Annotated in this window: 15 protein-coding genes; 6 read left to right on the plus strand and 9 right to left on the minus strand. The window is 42.8% G+C overall.

The window, feature by feature from the left end:
* The first annotated feature begins 16 nt into the window (after nt 1-16).
* The 6 genes from MTBBW1_RS24820 to MTBBW1_RS29825 all read left to right on the plus strand — a co-directional run bounded on the left by MTBBW1_RS24820 (nt 17) and on the right by MTBBW1_RS29825 (nt 5,656).
* Complete coding sequence (locus MTBBW1_RS24820) at nt 17-541, plus strand: VPLPA-CTERM sorting domain-containing protein (protein WP_080808961.1); 525 nt, start codon at nt 17-19, stop codon at nt 539-541.
* Between the two features lie 167 nt (nt 542-708).
* The gene (locus MTBBW1_RS24825; protein ID WP_080808964.1) at nt 709-1,230 is read left to right on the plus strand and encodes a hypothetical protein; all 522 of its coding nucleotides are present in this window, start codon (nt 709-711) and stop codon (nt 1,228-1,230) included.
* A 112-nt stretch (nt 1,231-1,342) separates the two neighbouring features.
* Nucleotides 1,343-1,927, plus strand: coding sequence for a PEP-CTERM sorting domain-containing protein (locus tag MTBBW1_RS24830; protein WP_080808966.1), 585 nt, complete (start codon nt 1,343-1,345; stop codon nt 1,925-1,927).
* A 180-nt stretch (nt 1,928-2,107) separates the two neighbouring features.
* A complete protein-coding gene (locus MTBBW1_RS24835) occupies nt 2,108-2,596 on the plus strand; it encodes a VPLPA-CTERM sorting domain-containing protein (RefSeq protein WP_080808969.1) in 489 nt (162 codons plus the stop codon).
* Nucleotides 2,597-2,728: 132 nt separating this feature from the next.
* Nucleotides 2,729-3,934, plus strand: coding sequence for a type II secretion system F family protein (locus MTBBW1_RS24840; RefSeq protein ID WP_080808972.1), 1,206 nt, complete (start codon nt 2,729-2,731; stop codon nt 3,932-3,934).
* 381 nt (nt 3,935-4,315) lie between these two features.
* Entirely contained in the window at nt 4,316-5,656 is a 1,341-nt protein-coding gene (locus MTBBW1_RS29825; protein WP_245809553.1) for a sigma 54-interacting transcriptional regulator, read from the plus strand.
* A 133-nt stretch (nt 5,657-5,789) separates the two neighbouring features.
* On the opposite strand, the gene MTBBW1_RS24850 is transcribed toward MTBBW1_RS29825, so the two are convergent.
* The 9 genes from MTBBW1_RS24850 to MTBBW1_RS24890 all read right to left on the minus strand — a co-directional run bounded on the left by MTBBW1_RS24850 (nt 5,790) and on the right by MTBBW1_RS24890 (nt 20,151).
* Nucleotides 5,790-6,182 carry a PilZ domain-containing protein gene (locus MTBBW1_RS24850; protein ID WP_080808975.1) on the minus strand — a complete coding sequence of 131 codons (393 nt, stop codon included), beginning with the start codon at nt 6,180-6,182 and terminating at the stop codon, nt 5,790-5,792.
* A 101-nt stretch (nt 6,183-6,283) separates the two neighbouring features.
* A complete protein-coding gene (locus MTBBW1_RS24855; protein WP_080808979.1) occupies nt 6,284-7,060 on the minus strand; it encodes a hypothetical protein in 777 nt (258 codons plus the stop codon).
* A gap of 526 nt (nt 7,061-7,586) precedes the next feature.
* Complete coding sequence (gene serB, locus MTBBW1_RS30115) at nt 7,587-8,900, minus strand: phosphoserine phosphatase SerB (RefSeq protein ID WP_080808982.1); 1,314 nt, start codon at nt 8,898-8,900, stop codon at nt 7,587-7,589.
* A gap of 25 nt (nt 8,901-8,925) precedes the next feature.
* Nucleotides 8,926-9,780, minus strand: coding sequence for a purine-nucleoside phosphorylase (locus MTBBW1_RS24865; protein WP_080808985.1), 855 nt, complete (start codon nt 9,778-9,780; stop codon nt 8,926-8,928).
* 178 nt (nt 9,781-9,958) lie between these two features.
* On the minus strand, nt 9,959-11,140 hold the full coding sequence (locus tag MTBBW1_RS29840) for a radical SAM protein (RefSeq protein WP_245809554.1): 1,182 nt from the start codon (nt 11,138-11,140) through the stop codon (nt 9,959-9,961).
* Nucleotides 11,141-11,214: 74 nt separating this feature from the next.
* Entirely contained in the window at nt 11,215-12,633 is a 1,419-nt protein-coding gene (purF, locus tag MTBBW1_RS24875; RefSeq protein ID WP_080808987.1) for an amidophosphoribosyltransferase, read from the minus strand.
* A gap of 379 nt (nt 12,634-13,012) precedes the next feature.
* A complete protein-coding gene (gene carB / locus MTBBW1_RS24880; protein ID WP_080808990.1) occupies nt 13,013-16,231 on the minus strand; it encodes a carbamoyl-phosphate synthase large subunit in 3,219 nt (1,072 codons plus the stop codon).
* A gap of 12 nt (nt 16,232-16,243) precedes the next feature.
* Nucleotides 16,244-17,389, minus strand: coding sequence for a glutamine-hydrolyzing carbamoyl-phosphate synthase small subunit (gene carA / locus MTBBW1_RS24885; RefSeq protein WP_080808993.1), 1,146 nt, complete (start codon nt 17,387-17,389; stop codon nt 16,244-16,246).
* Nucleotides 17,390-17,790: 401 nt separating this feature from the next.
* Nucleotides 17,791-20,151, minus strand: coding sequence for an FAD-dependent oxidoreductase (locus tag MTBBW1_RS24890; RefSeq protein ID WP_080808997.1), 2,361 nt, complete (start codon nt 20,149-20,151; stop codon nt 17,791-17,793).

Here is a 20,151-nt window from a genome sequence, read left to right on the forward strand (position 1 = left end):
ATAAGGAGAATTGAAGATGAAAAAGTTTAAACTGATTGTAATAGCTTGTTTGGTTGGGGGGATGTGTTTTTTAGGTGTAGGCTCTGCACATGCTGTTGGTTCAGGGGGAACCCTTTTTGAAAAGGCTGATTCAGAGAACCTGCTTTCGTATAGTTTTGGAGTATGGACTGATGATGTGACTTCTTTTGGCGTTTATAGCCAGGTAACTAATCTTTCGATGGAATTATTGAATAAAAATGAAGTGGACACTATCCTTGCTAATTATGGTTATACCTATAGAAAGGAACAGGTGGCTTTTGAAGACGTTTTTAGTGCCCTTGGAATAGGAGCTACAGATACTTTTTCATTTTATTTTAACACACCGTCTTCTCCTGAGTATGGAAGTTATAGCACAGAAAATTCATTTTCTTTTATGAAAGGTTCAAGTTTGGTTTTTGTGGATGATATTAAAACAGCGGTCCCCATCCCAGCCACAGTCTTTCTATTCGGCACCGGCCTGGCAGGACTTGTTGGACTGAGACGCAGAAAAAGAGTGTTGTAATATCCTGATGATGCATAAAAATATTCATAAAACCCCTTCACAAGAATTTACCTGAAATGTCAGAACATGATTTTTAAATACATATAAACAGCTTTTTTCACTGCAATATGTCAATCCTGTTCTGACTTCTTTAAAAGAGTAGCAGAACTTATGAAAGGAGAATGACGATGAAAAAAATAATGTTTATCACCACATTTTTGGGAATCATGTTCTTTACTACTCTTGCTTGTTATGCATCCCTTGTATTTAATACTGATAAGCACATTGAGTACACTGGTACTCTTATTAGTTATGAAGACAACCCTGCAATACTTTTGTTTGAAGTTAATAATAGTTACGGTGTAGATTTCAGCATAGAGGTGGGTAATTCTAGTCAATATCGTATTGTTTGGATTTTCAATGATAATGAATATTTGTCACCTGGTACTGCAACTTGGAGTACGCATTTAGACACTGGTTCATATGAATTTACGTTTTATGGTAACGGTGTAGAAGGTAACGGTGTAGAATATAAATATAATGCATCTTCCACAGGAGAAATACTGCAAACATCAACAGAAATACTGCAAACATCAACAAGAAAAACACCAACACCAACACCGCTCCCTGGGGCATTGGTTTTTATGGGAACTGGTATTGTTGGGGTTTTTATAGTTAGAAAAAACACTAAAGATAGTCTTTTAAAATAATTTGTCTAAAAGAAAGATAGCCCCCGGTTCAAACCTTGAAAGAAAGTAGTTGTACAGTTGAAATGGTTGTTTGTAATTTTTATTTTTAAAACTAAGGAAAAAGGAATTGTTTATGAAAATCAAAATGATTTGCCTTGCTTCGTTTATATTGTTAATTGCGGCAGTTCAAGCATCAGCCGCCACCACAATAACTCATGATTATGGGACGTCAGGATATACACCAACTCAAGGTAATGGCCCAGATGGTTCAGATTATTGGACATTGGATGATAGTAATAGTACTCGTTTTTCGGATTTTTTTGATTTGAGTCAATTTTCATCACTTGACTCTGTTTTAATTTCTGTTAGGCACATAGAAAATAACCGTACCTTATTGTTACCAGGATATTATCAAGAAAGGTGGAGTATGGAAGCGGATAACCATACAATACAATTTGGAGACCTCTCAAATAGTAAAGATTCCTGGCAAACTGATTATTTTTATGTTGATGATAGTTATTTTAATACTATATTAGAAAAGGGTGGAATTGGATTTCATTTTTCTGAATCAACTTGGTTCAATGACATAATGAAACTTGACAATATCACCCTTACTATTGAGGGTACATCTTCTCCTGTGCCGGTACCCGCGGCTTTATGGCTTTTTGGCTCCGGTTTGCTTGGAATGGTAAGTATCAGAAAAAAATTAAAAAAATAGCCTGATATGTTATTGCTGTTGCGATTTTAATTGATTCTTTCAAGGTTTGTACTCTTTTTTTGCAATTAAGCTAAAATGATAACAGGTTTCGATATGGCAGTTTTTTAGCTTTTTAAATGGAACAACAATTTATAATATCATTTGATTTCTATTGAGATAGGAACTAAAAGGGGGATCGACATGAAAAAGACAATTATTAATGTAATAAGTTTGCTTTTTGTCTTGGGCTTTTCTGGAGTGGCTTTAGGTGCAACATTAAATTCTGGTGTCCATATAAGTGACTATCCCTCTCCTAACGACTGGGAAACAACTGTTGAAGGAATGCTGACTGGTGTTGATTTGGTTTTTATAGCAAAAGAAGAGTTTGATGATGATGTAAAATCTGGTAAGTCGAAATTGAGCCAATTAGTGTATTATTATACTGTAAAAGCTGGGAATGATTTTGCATTATACGAAATTAGTGGCGGTTTATATGATGTCTCTTGGGCGAATGAGACAATAAAAAACCCAAACAACACAAACAACAACTTGAAAGATGTTTCCCATGTAACTTTTTGGGGGATACCTACTCCAACCAACCCTGTACCCATCCCAGCTTCTGTATTACTTTTGGGTTCCGGCCTCATAGGCGTTGTCGGCTTGGGTAAAAAACGAAAAGAGTCCGCATAATCTAACTGAAACACCCTCTTCATCCTATAATATTATTACTGCATAAAAGCAGGGCGATTGACTCGCCCTGCTTTTTGTGTTTATGGTGTTCTTTGAATAACATTATAACCATAACAAATGAAGTGATATCCCATGTCTGTTTATAAATGCACAATCACAACAACAGAAGGTCGGGCATTAACCAGAACCATTGTTGCTGACTCTGTTGCCGCAGCAAAGGAGCGGATTGCCCAGGAAGGGCACTTTCTTCTGGATATTCAGAAAAGTGCCGGAGACAGCTCTTTTTTTTCCTTTGCACCTTCAAGACCTCTGAAACCAAAGGAATTTATATCCTTTAACCATGAATTTGCCGTTCTTCTGCGCTCCGGTATGCCCATTATGGCAGCCCTTGACATGCTTATTAAAAAAGAGGGGAACAAGCGATTTCAATCAATATTAAAGGAGATTATGGCAGATGTTTCCCATGGAGAATCTCTTTCAACAGCTTTTTCAAAGCATGAACACATCTTTTCCCCCACCTACTCGGCAGCATTAAAGGCGGGTGAGAGCGACGGCACTGTTTCCCAGGCCATATCAAAATATGTGGATTCCCTGAAAAGAGCAGAGCGCATAAAACAGAAGGTAAAGGCTGCATCCATCTACCCTGTTATCTTAAGCTTTGCCTCGTTTTTTGTGGTGATCTTTCTTATGATATTTGTGGTTCCGGCAATTACTTCCTCTTTTACCGATTCCGGTGCAGAACTTCCCTTTATGACACAGCTTCTGATGAGTGTTGCTGATTTTCTCAAGTCGCAATATCTCTGGTTTATTGCCGTCATACTGGTTTTCGTGGTTGCATTGAAAATAAGCCTTGGCAGCGATTACGGCAAAAATATTGTCCATAAGTGGATATTGAAGCTGCCATACATAGGAAGCCTTACAAAGGCATATGCTGTTTCAAGATTTACCTCCACCCTTTCAACCCTTCTTTCAAGTGGTTTTACACTCAATGGTGCTGTTGATACAGCTTCAGGTCTTGTAAGTAATTCATATATCCGTTCGGGATTGCGGGGGGTGGTCGCTGATGTTGAAAAAGGAGAGGGCTTTTCCGAATCCCTTAAAAAGATCGGAGTGTTTCCTGAGCTTGCTGTGAGCATGATCGTGGCAGGAGAACAGAGCAGCAGCCTTGAAGAGATTCTTATGGAACTCTCTTCCCTTTATGAGGATGATGTGGAAAACGGTCTTACATCCCTTACATCCATAATTGAGCCTATGCTTATGATTCTTATGGGATTTGTAATAGGATTTATTGTTCTTGCTCTTTATATGCCGGTTTTTCAGCTTGCCGGTACTGTTTGAAAAGAGGAGTTTTTCTATTGCAGTGTTACGGTTTTATAATGAATTGTTTCTCTTTAAATGTGGAAGTTCTTGTGATAAAAGTATGTAATTCATTTCACATTTTTGGTAAAAAAAGGTTAGTAATTTTATTTTTATCTTGCCGACTTTTTTAACAGAGTTATATTCCCAGCTATTAAAAAAACATTTTTCCTTCTTATAACCCTCATGATTGAGAGGGCATAACAACGAATGATGAAAGTCCTTAGTAACTCCCCCTTGTAAGCGTGTGAGCTGAGGTAAACATTCTAATAAATATTCTTGAAATTATGTTACTTATCGTTTTAAATGTTTTTATATGTAATGCATTAATCCCAAAAATACTGTAATGGAAAATGACGAATCATGACTTCACCCATTATTGGCCAAAGCAGACAGATTGTTGAGATAAGGGATCTTATAAAGAATGTTGCTGATACCTGCCTCAATATTTTGATTACAGGAGAGACAGGAGTTGGAAAAGGTGTTGTTGCATCCTCCCTTCATGAAGCATCTCCCAGAAAGAGCAGGCCACTTGTTACAGTCAACTGTGCAGCGCTTCCGGAAACACTTCTGGAGAGCGAGCTTTACGGCTATTCCAAAGGTGCCTTTACAGGAGCCATGAAAACAAGGCGCGGAAAGTTCCAGATGGCTGACAAGGGGGTTCTTTTCCTTGACGAGATTGGTGACATGCCAATATCGCTTCAGTCAAAAATTCTCCATGTACTTCAGACAGGTCTTTTTTCTCCGCTTGGTTCAGATCAGGAGATCAGAAGCGATGTTTGGCTCATTGCTGCAACCAACCAGGATCTTGAGGCCAAAATAGAAAAAAGGGAGTTCAGGGCTGATCTTTTCTACCGGCTTAACATTATCAAGATTGAAATTCCTCCCTTAAGGGAGCGCAGGGACGATATTCCGCTTCTTGTTGATCACTACATTTCCCAATATCTGAGCCAGTATCCTGCAAGGGAGATAGAACTGCCTGACAGTAAGGTTCTGGATAAACTGATGCAGTTCCCCTGGCCCGGAAATATAAGGCAGCTTCAGAATATAATTAAAAAGCAGCTTGTTGTAAATGACTGGAATGCTGTTATTGAAGAGCTTGCCCATGATGCCGCTTCCCATGAGTCGCATTCCGGAGCATCAAAGGATAATACAAATGTTGTTGGTGCTGATCGCAGGAACTCCAGTGGTGCATCTTTTGACGATAAATCCCCTTCCACTGAGCGTGACGGAACAGGGGCCGGCAGGGAGAGGCGGCAGGGGAGGAGGAAAAGTGATGAGTCTGTCCGTAAAACAAGGGAAGGCAGTAAAAGAAGCGATGCAGAAGAGAGGCGTGATTGGAAGGAGAGGCGGGATGCAGAGGAGTTGTCTGACTGCACCCTGCCACAAAAAGCTACTAAGGGAAAAGTATATCATGGCAGACGGGCAGGGGATGTTAAACCAAGAAGGCGAAAAGGAGATATCCCTGGAGATTCAATCCTGAATGAGTTTCTTGTGGATGGAGATAGCCTTGATAGTTTAAACCGTGAGTTTTCCCTTGGGAATATCAAAAAAAAGGTCATCAGCAGGGTCGAGTCAGAGGTGATTCAGTATGTGCTTGATAAAACAGCATGGAATCGTTCAAAAGCATCAAAAATATTAAAGGTTAGTTACAAGACCCTGCTTACCAAGATAACTGAACTCAATCTGGAGCCTCCGGATTGAGGTGCAATGTAAATTTTGATGTCCGTATAAACGTACATGGCGGATACCTGCCACAATCTAAGGAGTGAAAGTCGTTTTTAAAACAGGCTGTTACAGAGACTTTCATATAAATATTTGAAAAGTTGTTGCAGATTCAGTTATTGGTGAACTGATTTGTGTTATGAAGAATATAGTTGTCGATGTTTACCATCTGATCCATTGTCAGGTTTTCAAATTTAATGGCGCATTGTCTCATTGTCAGTGTGCTGTATGGGTTTTCGCTCGGTATAACCCTGTCTGACACCTGTTGAAACCCAAGACCTCTGACATAAAATCCCTTGCTGCTCAGAAAAATTTGGCTCTCCTCTTTTTCAAAATCCTCAATTTGTGTCTCAATATACTGAAAAGCCAATCCACCCCTGCTGATATTGATTATCTGTCCGAGTTTGAATGAGTTGGGGCTTATTGCAGCAAATGCGCCGTCGCGTGCCCTGTATCGTTCATGTTGTCTGCGTTCTTTTATCATGTTTTTTTCAGTTTTCTGCATGGTTGAGGCCTCCGGCATATAGTATTTATTGTTTGCAGATTGGGATGAAATAGTTTTATTTTCATAGAATCTTATGCAATTTATATACCTTCTCCACTGTATCAGGAATTTTGTTTTAAGAGATACTCCCTGACCTCCGGATTATAGAAATCCATGCCGTCATCCCGCATTGCCATTGCCATTATGTTGTTTCTGGTAAGATATCTGATATTTTCGTCAGAGAGATGGAGGGATGCAAATACAGGAATGAGGGTTTTTTCGCCAATAACAGGAAACCACGATGGCAGTTCAGGAATGAGTTTGATAAAATCAGATATATACTCTGTCCTTGCAGTTGCTTTTGTCTCAACAACAAAGATAAATTCTGGTGTCTCTGCAACTACGTCAAACTCCCTTCGGGAGCTACCGTCGGTTTTGACAGTTCTTACCCGTACTGCAAAATAATTGAACTCCTCCACCTGAAAGTACTCCCTTGCCACACCGCCCATTCCGGGGGCAACAATATCTTCCACAATGGTTCCCATCTTGTTGGCAAGGTCTCCCCACTGTTTATTCATGCGCTTGCGGTCAGCCTCGCTGTCGGTTTTAAACTGTTTCATCTCGTTCTTGAACTCTTTCATCTCGTCCTTGAAGTCTTTCATCTCATCCTTGAACTCTTTCATCTCGTCCTTGAAGTCTTTCATCTCGTTCTTGAACTCTTTCATCTCGTCCTTGAAGTCTTTCATCTCATCCTTGAAAGCCTTCATTTCCCATTGAAATGATTTGTTCTGATTCACAAGATCCTTGATGGCCATATCAGTTTTCATGGATTGATATGCCAGTTCCATCATGGCCATTTCAAGGTCACTTACACGTTCTTTTAATGCTGGTTCTCCCATGATTTGCGCCTCCCAAAATTAGTAAGATACTCAAGATCGACATCTTATTGCTTTTTTATAGTTATTCCATTTGTCTGAATCAGGATAACCAGGATGGATAGGATGTTCAGGATATAGAATCCTGCCTTATCTTTGTTAATCTTGGGTATCCTGATTCAGACAGTATTAACAAAGCTCAAAAAATCATAGGTGTCGTCTTTGAGAAGATAGTGGTCCGGATAAAATGATCAGATTTTGATATGGATAGATTGACATATTTGTCATTGAAATTCAATTGTTTTTTGCTATCTTTATTGGGCATATTTCATAGAGTCGCCAAAGTACTTTACACTTTTTTGTGAGATATTCCCGCCATTCAGGCTTTTTTCTCCGGAAAGTGTAAAACGGAAAATGAAGCATGCCCTTTATTGATCAGTTTACACATTGTCTGAAGCATGATTTTCAGAAAAGTGCAAACTTACTTTTGGTTGACGTGGCAAAATATCCTGTTCTTTATTGAGGAGTCATATCTGTTTTTGATGGAATCTCAGCTCTTGATCTCCCTGTCATGGAGTCCGATGAGATATAAAAGGCCATCAAGTCCCACATTGGAAATAGCTCCTGCTGCCCGCTCCCTTACTACAGGCTTTGCATTGTAGGCAACTCCAAGTCCTGCAATGGTGAGCATGGGAAGATCATTTGCACCATCTCCGACAGCAATGGTCTGTTCAAGAGATAGATTTTCCCGCTGGGCTATTTCACGTAAAAGGCTTGCTTTTTTGCTGCCGTCAATGATCTCTCCTCTGACTTTTCCGGTTACAACTCCATTTTCAGTATCAAGTTCGTTGGCATACATATAGTCAAAGTTGAGTTTCTTTTTAAGATAGTCTCCCATAAAGGTAAATCCACCTGAGAGAATGCCAAGTTTATATCCAAGATCTTTAAGGGTTTTGCTGACAAGCTCCACACCTTCCGAAAGCGGAAGTTTAGGAGCAAGTGTGTAAAGCTTCTCTTCCGGAAGCCCTTTTAGAAGTGCCACACGCTGACGGAAACTCTCTCTGAAATCCATATTTCCCTGCATTGCCGATTCTGTAATGGCAGCCACTTTATCCCCGACGCCTGCAATTTTTGCAAGTTCATCAATTACTTCCGCCTGTATCAGGGTGGAGTCCATGTCAAAGACCACAAGTTTTCTGTTTTTGCTGTAAACACTCTCCATATGAAATGAGATATCAATGCCTGTTGTGCGTGATATCTCCATGAAGTTCGCTCTCATGGATTGAAGGTTTGCAGGGGTACCACTGACCGAAAGCTGGATACATGCCCTGGATCTTTGGTTTTTATAAGGGGTAGTATTGGTTATATTTTTGTCAATGTTGTTAGCAGTATTTTTGTCAAGAATACCATTGTTGGCAATAATACCATTGGCATTACCATTGCTATTGTTTAAAGAGATTCGTCCGGTGAGTCGGGAGATAATATCAATATTGAGATTGTTCTCTGCAATTATGGATGTCACTTTTGATATCTGTTTTGCAGTTACCCTCTTTCCAAGCAGAGTAATAATTCTTCTCTCTTTGCCCTGTGCCTTGACCCATTTATCATAATGATCTGGCTCCACAGGCTTGAGGTCAACCTGCAGTGACATCTTGTGCCCTTCGTATAGCATATCCTTGAAGATTGAGGAAAAATCCTTCTCATCCGGTATCTCAATGAGAATGCCAAGCAAAATATGCTCGTGTATAACTGACTGGCCGATATCAAGGATATTGACGTTATATTGTGCAAGAATATAGGTAAAGTGGCTGTTTATACCTTTTCGGTCTTTTCCACTGATGGTAATGAGAACAATTTCACTCATGAACGCTTCCTGTTTTTTTGCAGATCTATAGTAAGGTCATCAGGTTGACCAGCAGTTGATTAATTTTTCCTGCCGTACATTTGGCTTTATTGATGATCTCCTCAACAGTTGCCTTTTCCGGTGCATCTGGATTATTGATATTTGTGATTGTAGCAAGGCCCAGAATTTTCATGTTTGCATGAACGCCTGCAATTGCCTCCATTATTGTAGAGAAACCAACAGCATCTGCACCTATGGTTTTAAGATATCTTGTTTCGGCAGGTGTTTCAAGTGATGGCCCCTGAAGTCCGGCATATACACCGTGTCTGAGGAAGAGGGGATTTCCTGATGAATCCCGTACCTGTTGTGCTGCCTTGAGAGCCAGTGTCCTCAGCTCTTTGTCATACACCTCTGTCATATCAGGAAAACGGATACCCCATGTATCTTCATTGGGGCCTGTTAAGGGGTTGCAGCCTGTAAGGTTTATATGGTCGGTGATTAGCATTATATCACCTGCCCTGAAATTGAGGTTAAGTCCCCCCGATGCATTGCTGATGATAAGGTTTTTAATCCCGAGATGCTGCATTACCCTTATGGGAAATGTCACTTCCCGAGGCGAGTATCCTTCATATAGATGAAATCGCCCCTGCATCACCATGAGGGGCTTGGCCCCAAGTAATCCAAATACAAGCTCTCCTTTATGGCTTTCAACCGTGGAAAGAGGAAAATTGGGGATATCTCCGTAAGGAATTGATGTTTCTATATCCATTGAAGAAGTGCTATCTCCAAGACCTGTGCCTGTCATAAAAGCTGTTTGAGGCATTTGGATTTTGTTAGTATGGAAAAAATGTGTCTTTATGAATGTAGCAGTTTCAGCTACTTTATCAGTTCTTGTGGTCATTTTTGGGCCCTAAATATGTAAAGGTGTATATAGAGGCAATGCCTTGACGGGCACAATGAATTTGCCGCAATTCAAGCATTCCCGTTTCATTTCATTTCTCCTTGAACTGTATGACAATGGACCCATTATCACGTAAAGTGATTTTTACATATGCAGTTCCGGCAGAGGTTTCTGGTTTTCACGATATCTCCTCTTTAAGCATACAGCAGGCAATTCTGTGGCATGGTGTACCATCTCCGTGATAACTAATATTACCAGGCTGTATCAGCTTGTTCATGACACACCCTTCTGGGATTTCAAGTCCAAAGAGATCAGCTTCATTTATTTTATCAGTTTGTACAAGGGTATTGTTTTGGATTTCCAGACTGTGAACAGGGTAGTCTTCGCAGATGGGACAGCGATAGACACGGCCATTGGGAAAAATAAAATAGTTGTCAGCAACAACCCCTGCACACTGGAATGGTTCACCGTGTTCCAGAAACACTTTGGGGTAGGTGACAGTAATCCCAAGCTTTGCAACCCGTGCTGCCACTTTTGGCACAATCTCCAACCATTGCTCCATTGAGAGCTGCAGAAAATGTTTGTCAGATGGTTGGTTATCAGGAAGATCTAAGTTATCAGGAAGATCTAAGTTATCAGGAAGATCTAAGTTATCAGGAAGATCTAAGTTATCAGGAAGATTTAAGTTATCAGGAAGCTCTAAGTTATTCTTTTTTTCTGAGTAGGATGATTCTGAAGAGGGGGGATAGAAATTGGAAAGTGTTTCAGCAGAATTGCCTCTGATGCCTATTACCTGTATGAAAAAGCGCTGAATACCAAGTTCTTTTACAAGGTCAGGCATCATTGAAAGTTCATGCAGGTTTTCACTGCTTACAGTGTATATCATGGAGGTTGAAAAACCGGCTGCAACAGCTTTTTTGACTCCGGCAATAACGGTTTGGTAGCACCATTTGCCCCTTATGGAGTCGTTGGTTTTTTCTGTGGCTCCATCAAGTGAGAAACTTATGAAATCAACTTCATCAGGGGAAATTTTGTTCAGTATATCGTGGAACAGATAGCCATTTGTGTCTATGGTTATGGATTTGAATCCAAGTGATCTTGCCTCTTTTATTGCCAGCAATAGGTCTGGATGCAGCGTTGGCTCTCCTCCAAGAAAAATTACATTGATCTGACTGCATTTTTCAGCAAAGAGATTGAGCCATTGCCGGATGGTCTCTATTGAGAGGGTATTTTCTCCATGCTGGCCAGGATTTATATAACAGTGTTTGCAGGATAGATTGCATTTTGTCAGGATATGAAAAAAAAGATTGGATGAGTCCTTTGAAAATGCAACGGTTTTTTTTTCATAATATTCTTTCATTTGCCGAGCTAAGGGCACAAAGATAAGGAATTATCTACAATAAGTTAGTTAAGACTTCATTCCTGAAGTTCATACTACCCCATACACTGTTTAGATAAATTTGGATCAAAGTCAACAGGATAGGAGCCGTCAAAGCATGCTTTGCAGAAATTATTTTCCGGATTTTCAACACCACTTGCCTCAAGCATTCCCTCAATTGTGAGGTAATGAAGGGAATCAAGACCAAGAAAGCGTGTAAGTTCTTCTTCTGTCTTTACTGCTGCCACAAGCTCGCCTTTGGTGGAAAAGTCAATTCCATAATAGCATGGAAATCTGTGTGGTGGGCAGCTTATCCGCATGTGTACCTTTTTTGCCCCAAGATTTCTCAGTGCCTGTACCCTTGTTTTTGCAGTTGTGCCCCTGATGATGGAGTCCTCAATGATGATGATCTCTTTGTTGCGGATAAGTTCCCTTACCGGATTGAGTTTCACTCTTACTGCAAAATCCCTCATGCTTTGGGTTGGCTGGATAAAGCTTCTGCCCACATAGTGATTTCTGATCATGGCCATCTCAAAGGGTATGCCTGACTCTTCGGCATATCCTATGGCAGAGTAGTTTCCGGAATCAGGAAATGGCATTACAAAATCAGCATCCACATGGGCCTCCCTTGCAAGCTGTCGTCCGTGGGCTTTTCTCATCTCATATACATTTCTGCCAAATATGGTGCTGTCTGGTCTTGCAAAGTAGATATATTCAAAAATACAGAGGGATTTTTTTTGGGGAGGATTATCCGGCATTATGCTTGTTACGCCATCTTCATTTATAATGACGATCTCCCCTGGTTCAAGCTCCCTTACAAAGTCTGCCTGCACAAGGTCAAAGGCGCATGTCTCAGATGCCAGAACATAATGGCCATTGAGCTTGCCAAGGGCTAGGGGGCGGAAACCATGAGGATCCTTTACTCCTATAACCTCTCCTTTGCAGGTGAGCAAAATAAACGAGTATGCTCCTTCAAGTTTTGCAACAACCTTCTGGATGGCGTTGAGGACATTGCCCTGTTTCAGGTTTTTTACAAAAAGATGCAGGAAAACCTCACTGTCCATTGTTGTCTGGAAAATGGAGCCATTCTCTTCAAGCTCGCTTTTCAGGATATGGGCATTTACAAGGTTGCCGTTATGGGCCACAGCATAAGCTCTTCCCCTGTGCTGCACCACAAAGGGCTGGGCATTTGTAAGGGTTGAGTCACCTGTTGTTGAGTATCGCACATGGCCGATGGCACTGCCGCCGCCGCCTTCAATTTTTTTGAGATCATCCATGGTAAAGATATCGTGTACAAGTCCCATTCCTTTGTGGGAGAAGATTTTATCCTTCTCCCTCGCAACAGATATCCCTGCACTCTCCTGTCCACGATGCTGTAAGGCGTAAAGCCCAAAGTAGGTCAACTGGGCAGCCTCCGGATGCCTGTATAAACCAAACACTCCACACTCATCCCTGGGTCTCTCATTTTCTGTCATTGTACTTTCCTGTTTATTGTTTATCCGGAAATTTTATTAGAAATTTTCTATAACGTACATGGCTGATCACCGCCACAATCGAAGAGATGAAAATCGTTTTCAAACAGCCTGTTACAGAGACTTTCATATAAACACTCTGATATGTAAAGATTTTAATACATAGTTGTGATTCATCACAATCATGAGGACTTATTAATGTACTCAAAGTCGACACCTATGATCTTGTAAGCCTTGTCAACACTGTCTGAATCAGGATTCCCAAGATTAACAGGATAAGGCAGGATTATCTATCATGAACATCTTTTTCATCCTGGTTATCCTGATTCAGACAAATTCAGTAACTACCGAAAAAGCCATCAAAGTGTCGATTGTGAGTTTATTATATGTGGTACTCTTGTATTGATTTGACGGTTAAACACTCTTTTTTCAATGCTTTTATAGCAAGGCAAATTGCTTTTGCTCCATCTGTTGTGGTGGCATATGGTATTTTGAACCTGATGGCTGATCGTCTTATTTCATATCCATCTCTTTTGGTCTGACTGCTTAAGCCAGTGTTGAGGATGAACTGGATCTCATTGTTTTTTACGGCATCCACAACATGGGGGCGGCCAGTTGAAACTTTTTCAACGACCTTAGCCGGTATTGCGTTGTCTTCAAGAAACATGGCAGTTCCTCTTGTGGCCATTATCTTGAAGCCCATATCATAAAAATCCTTTGCCACAGTAAGAGCTGCCATTTTGTCACTGTCCTGGACGCTTATAAATACAGTTCCTTCAGTGGGAAGGTTCTGTCCTGCACCAAGCTGAGCCTTTGCAACAGCAGCTCCAAGATCCATGTCAATACCCATGACTTCGCCTGTGGATTTCATCTCAGGGCCAAGAACAGGGTCAACCTTTGCGAATCTGTCAAATGGCATGACAGCTTCTTTTACTGAATAGTGGGCAGGTATTACCTCCTGTGTCAGACCAAGTTCTGCCAATGTTCTGCCAAGCATCACTTTTGTGGCAAGTTTTGCAAGTGGTACCCCTGTGGCTTTACTGACAAAGGGAATAGTCCTTGATGCCCTTGGGTTCACCTCAATTACATATACCTTGTCATCCATTATGGCAAACTGGATATTCATAAGGCCAATGACATTAAGCTCCCTTGCAAGTGCCCTTGTTGCATCTGCCATCTCTTCAATGTGTTCCTGGGATATGGAGTATGGAGGAAGCACGCATGCAGAATCTCCGGAGTGTATGCCTGCCTCTTCAATGTGCTCCATCATTCCGCCAATTATTGTTGTTGTGCCGTCGGAGATTGCATCAACATCAAGCTCAAATGCATCTTCCAGGAACTGGTCAATCAGAACAGGATGATCCGGAGAAGCTGATATTGCAAGGTTGAAGTAGGCTTCAAGTTCTGACGGGTCATATACTATTTTCATGGCCCTTCCGCCAAGAACAAAAGATGGTCGCACCATTACAGGGTAGCCAATATTTTCAGCAACTTTTTTTGCATCTTCAAAGTTCACAGCAATGCCGTTGGCAGGTTGTGCAATCCCAAGTTTGTTGAGCATCTCCTGGAAAAGATCACGGTTCTCAGCGCGATCAATGCTTTCAGGGCTTGTGCCGATTATGGGAACACCTGCTTTTTTAAGTGCTGTGGCAAGATTTAAGGGTGTCTGGCCGCCAAACTGCACAATGACTCCGTTGGGTCTCTCTTTTTCAACAATATGAAGTACATCTTCACGTGTAAGTGGCTCAAAATATAGTTTGTCAGAGGTGTCGTAGTCTGTACTCACGGTTTCCGGGTTACTGTTCACCATGATGCTTTCAACACCCTCTTCCCGCAGGGCAAAGGATGCGTGTACACAGCAGTAGTCAAACTCTATACCCTGGCCGATACGGTTTGGGCCTCCCCCAAGAATCATCACCTTTTTCTTGTCCGAGCTTACCCTTGCTTCGCACTCTTTCTCATATGTGGAGTAGTAATAAGGTGTAGCTGCCCTGAACTCTGCTGCACATGTATCAACAAGTTTGTAGGCAGGAACAATTCCAAGTTTCTTTCTGCGGGTTTCAATTTTATCCTCAGAAAGTCCTGTAAGATGGGCAAGCTGTCTGTCAGAAAATCCCCATCTTTTTGCCTGCTCCAGCATCTCGTGGGGAAGATCTGCACCTGCAAGCACAATTCTTTTTTCAAACTCCACAAGCTGTTTCATCTGATAAAGAAACCAGGGGTCAATGCCGGTGAGGCTGTTGATGGTCTCAATATCCATTCCATTTTCCATGGCATGTTTCAGGTAAAAAATCCTTTGGGAATTGGGTGTAGCAAGGCGATATTCAAGCTCGGTTTTTGAGACAGTTCCAGGAAGGGGATCTTTGCCGTCTCCTCCAAATCCGAAACGGCTGATCTCAAGGGAGCGAAGGCCCTTTTGAAGGGCTTCCTTGAATGTTCTTCCTATGGACATGGTCTCTCCCACAGACTTCATTGCAGTGGTAAGAATATCGTCTGTTTCCGGAAATTTTTCAAATGTCCATCTGGGTATTTTTACAACACAGTAGTCAATGGATGGCTCAAAACAGGCAAGGGTTTTACCTGTAATGTCGTTTGGTATCTCATCAAGTGTAAAGCCAACCGCAAGCTTTGCAGCAATTTTGGCAATGGGAAAACCTGTGGCTTTTGATGCAAGAGCAGAGCTTCTTGAGACCCTTGGGTTCATCTCCACAATTATCATGTCACCATCTTCCGGATTGATGGCAAACTGGACATTGGAGCCACCTGTATCCACACCGATCTCCTGCATTATGGCAATGGATGCATCCCGAAGTTTTTGGTACTCCTTGTCCGAAAGGGTCTGGGCAGGGGCAACTGTTATGCTGTCTCCTGTGTGAACTCCCATGGGGTCAATGTTTTCTATGGAGCAGATAATAACAACGTTGCCTGCGTGATCTCTCATCACCTCAAGCTCATACTCTTTCCAGCCAAGCACCGATTGTTCCAGCATAACCTGTGTGATAAGGCTTGCATCAAGCCCATTTTTTGCCATTATGGCAAGCTCTTCCGGATTGTATGCAACGCCTCCGCCAGTGCCGCCAAGTGTAAAGCTTGGGCGTACAATTATGGGAAAACCAATCTCTTCTGCAACTTTTTCAACTTCATGCATGTTTGTTGCAAATCCGCTTTCAGGGATTTTAAGGTTGATACGGTTCATGGCATCCCTGAAAAGCTCCCTGTCCTCGGCTTTTTTGATTGCCTCAACAGATGCTCCGATCATCTCCACATTGTATTGATCAAGAATACCCATTCTGGCAACTTCAATTGCAGTATTAAGCCCTGTCTGGCCGCCAAGGGTGGGAAGAAGGGCGTCAGGTCGCTCCTTGGCAATCACTTTGGCCACAGTTTCAGGTGTCACAGGTTCGATATAAACCCTGTCAGCAGTGTCAGGATCCGTCATGATAGTGGCAGGGTTGGAGTTGATCAGAATAACTTCATACCCTTCTTCCTTGAGGGCCTTGCACGCCTGGGTGCCGGAATAGTCAAACTCACAGGCCTGGCTGATGATAATTGGGCCTGCACCGATAATCAGAATTTTTTTGATGTCTGTCCGTTTTGGCATGGTGGTCTCTTTTTACTTTTCCATCATTTTAGCAAATTGTGTAAACAGATAGGCTGCATCGTGGGGGCCCGGAGACGCTTCCGGATGATACTGCACGGCAAATGCCTTAAGGGCATCGTTCCGGATACCTTCAAGGGACTCTTCATTAAGGTTTATGTGGGTCATAACTGCGCCCTGTTCATTTAAAGATTTGGGAAGGGTTGCAAGATCCACTGCAAATCCATGATTCTGGGATGTTATCTCCACCTTGCATGTGGCAAAGTTTTTTACAGGCTGGTTACCGCCTCTGTGGCCAAACTTGATCTTGTGGGTTTTGGCTCCCATGGCAAGGCCCATCAACTGCATTCCAAGACATATACCGAACATTGGGCGGTGTCCCAGAAGCTCTTTTATGGTCTCAATTGGACCATGCAAAGGTTCTGGATCTCCGGGGCCATTTGATAAAAATATGCCGTCCGGGTTGAGGCTTTTTATGACATCGGCAGAGGTTGCGGCAGGAAGTACGAGAACTTCACAGCCTGCATCTTCAAGGCAACGGATAATATTGTATTTAATACCAAAATCCAGGGCAGCCACGGAGTGCTTTGTTCCTCTTTGGCGCCATATGGTGTCATCAAGCAGTGTGCAGTTGTTGAGATAGTCTGGTTGATTGTTCCGCCACAGGTAGGGTGTATCTGTTGAGACCTTTTCTGCAAGGTTGCTTCCCTCCATTGAAGGAAGTTTTTTTGCTTTTTCCACAAGGGAGGAGGGATCGAGGTCTGTTGTTGAAATTATTGCCCTCATGGCTCCGGCATTTCTGATGTGCCTTGTCAGAGCACGGGTGTCAATATCCTCAACTCCAAGAATGCCCTCTTTTTTGAGGAACGCGGCAAGGGTTCCTGTGGAGCGCCAGTTGCTGGGGTAATCCACATATTCACGCACTATAAGTGCCGCAGCCTGGATGCGGCCAGACTCCATGTCTTCGGGGCATACGCCATAGTTGCCCATCATGGGGCAGGTCATGGTGACCATCTGACCGTGGTATGAGGGGTCGGTCAAGATCTCCTGATAGCCTGTCATGCTTGTGTTGAATACCACCTCTCCCGAGGCTTCGCCGGATCCTGTGAAACTTCGGCATGGAAAGGTTCTGCCGTCTTCAAGTGCCAGTAGGGCTTTCATGATGTTTTTTCCTGATGATATATGTTTGTAAGAATCTGGTGTTATGTTTAATTTCTCAAAATCGACACCTATAACATCTTGAACCTTGTCAATACTGTCTGAATCAGGATTCCCAAGATTAACAGGATAAGGCAGGATTATCTATCCTGAACATCCTATCCATCCTGGTTATCCTGATTCAGACAAATGCAATAACTACTGATAAAGCAGTAAGATGTCGATTTTGAGTAATTGTTGTTCAAGGAAGTGAGTGCAGAAATGGGTAGTGTCCCAAACCTGTGGATGACTCTCTGGAAATATTTATCAAGAGAGTCGTTTCCTTATCAGATCAACGGATTTGGGATGCCACCCAGAAATGCAATTGGTAGATGAACTCATCCACCCCTTTTGTTCATTGGCTATTACATCGGCTTGTTGGGCACAAGATCCCATATTCCGCAGGGACATGCACCTTTACAGAAACCGCATCCGATGCAAAGATCTGGATCTGCTCTGTACTCAAAACCTCCATCCTCTTTTTCGATTCTGGAGATGGCTCCTTCGGGACAGACATGAACGCAGATACTGCAATCACGGCATCGGCCGCAGGAGGCGCACTCCGCACCACACTGATTAAGAGAGTCAAACTCCTTGATAATGGGATTGAAATACTCAAGGCTTACCCTGGATTTTTTGATCTCAGGCCTTGTATCAGCAAGCTCAGGCTCTTTGCCGGCAATAATACTGTCAATTGCCTCTGCCGTTCTTTTTCCGGCTCCAATGGCATCGGTTATAAGTCCCGGGCCAACGATATCTCCAATGGCAAAAATTCCTGGATCAGAGGTCTGGTTAAACTCTGTTACCGAGACAAAACCGTTTCTTGTGGCAATGTCAGGCCCCAGAAATTCTGTGTCAGGGGCATCTCCTATGGAAATGATAACAGTGTCAGCCTCAAGAAGCTCTCCATCATCAAGTACGACTCCTTTGGGGGTTATCTCCCTTGTAAAGCATGGCCACTGAAAGGTTGCACCCACAGCTTCTGCATCCTCTTTTTCCTTGCCAAATGCAGCAGGCTTCTGGACATCTATAAGTAAAATACTTTCAGCTCCGCTTCTGTGGGCTTCAGTTGCAACATCACACCCCACATTTCCGGCACCGATAATTACAATCTTTTTCCCCGGAGAAGCCTTGTCAGCTTTTGCCTGTGCCAGAAAGTCATTTGCCGGAACTGCGAACTCGATTCCTGGAACCGGCAGCATTCTCGGTTTTCTGGAGCCTGCTGCAACAACCACATATTCAAAATCTTTTTTTATTTTCTTAAAGTTTTTAGGGGTTATTTTCTGATCCAGCCGGATATCCGGAATAAGTTGTTTTACCCTTTCAAGTTCCTGATCAAGGATCTGTTTGGGTATTCTTGAATCGGGAATGACAGAGGAAATTTTGCCTCCGATCTGGTTTGACTCATCAAAAAGAGCAACATCATGACCTTTGAGCGTTAAATGCCATGCTGCCGAGATACCACCAGGCCCTGCTCCTATCACTGCTATCTTTCTGCCGCTTTTTTCCGTAATTTCCGGAATCTCGGGAAGATTTGTCTTTTCACCTGCACGTCCCAAAAGTCTTACATTTACAGGAGTCATGTATTGAAGATTTTTTGTGCATGATGCCATGCAGGGGCTTGGGCAGAGATGGCCGCAAACTGTTGCCGGAAACGGAGTATATTTCAAACCCATTGTAAGTGCTTCATCTGCAAGGCCGTTCCTGATAAGATGCCACCGCTCCTGGACAGGAATACCAGTGGGGCAGTTTGCCTGGCAAGGAGCCTTGTAAACAGCATGTTCCCACACAGGAACCATACGCCGGAAATCTCCCTTTGTAATAAGGGGGATGGTTCCCCTTTCCATCTCCTGGAGATCACCTATAAGACCACCACGGCCAAGTTCTCTGTCCCACACATCCTGTCGGAATGCTGATATGGAAAGAGAACCTGGGGTAACCATCTTCTCCTGTGGGGTCCTGGCACGCAGGATCTGCCATTCAGATCGTTTGGAAAGGGTGCCAAAAAGCTCCTTTTTGTTGATCTTGCCAAGAAAAATTTCAAGATTTATGCAGAGCCAGTCCCAGTCATTATCTGTGATGGGGATAAGCCTTGCATCCTTTTCACTGAAACCTGTAGCCTCTCCCCTGAAAAAGACTTTGCCGCCAACCATTCCAACCATGGGGCGATATCCAAGTACACTGTGATTTGGAGAGATATGCGGGGTGGCGCCGTTAAATCCACATATAACTGCAATTCCACCGGCCATGAACTCTCCAAAATAGTCACCGGCTGATCCAAGTACCCAGAGTTCTGGAGGGGCAAACCTCGGGTTGTGCTTGGTCATTGTCATGCCCCTGGCGCCGATGTTGCCTCCAATATAGACTTTACCCTGGGCTCCTCCGTTCATGGCTCCATTGGATGCATTGCCATGGACAGTTATCTCGGCACCTGCATTTAGCCAGCCAATATCATCGGAAGCAGGTCCCATAACCTCTATTTCTGTACCAGGATAGCCAAGGGAGCCTGTACGCTGACCCGAGTGGCCCTGAATCCTGATTTTTATCTTTTCATCTCCGGAAAGGCACAGACGGCCTCCAATTCCGTGCTGCCCGTAGGCTGCCACCTCTATGGCCCTGTGGCCCTGTTGTACGGCATTCTGTATCATCTCTTCAAGCACACGGGATGGAATGCGTTTCTCTCCCTTTTTGCCGGGAATATTTGTGTAAAATGTGTTGTCGTTCAT

The organism is Desulfamplus magnetovallimortis (assembly GCF_900170035.1).
Lineage (GTDB): Bacteria > Desulfobacterota > Desulfobacteria > Desulfobacterales > Desulfobacteraceae > Desulfamplus > Desulfamplus magnetovallimortis.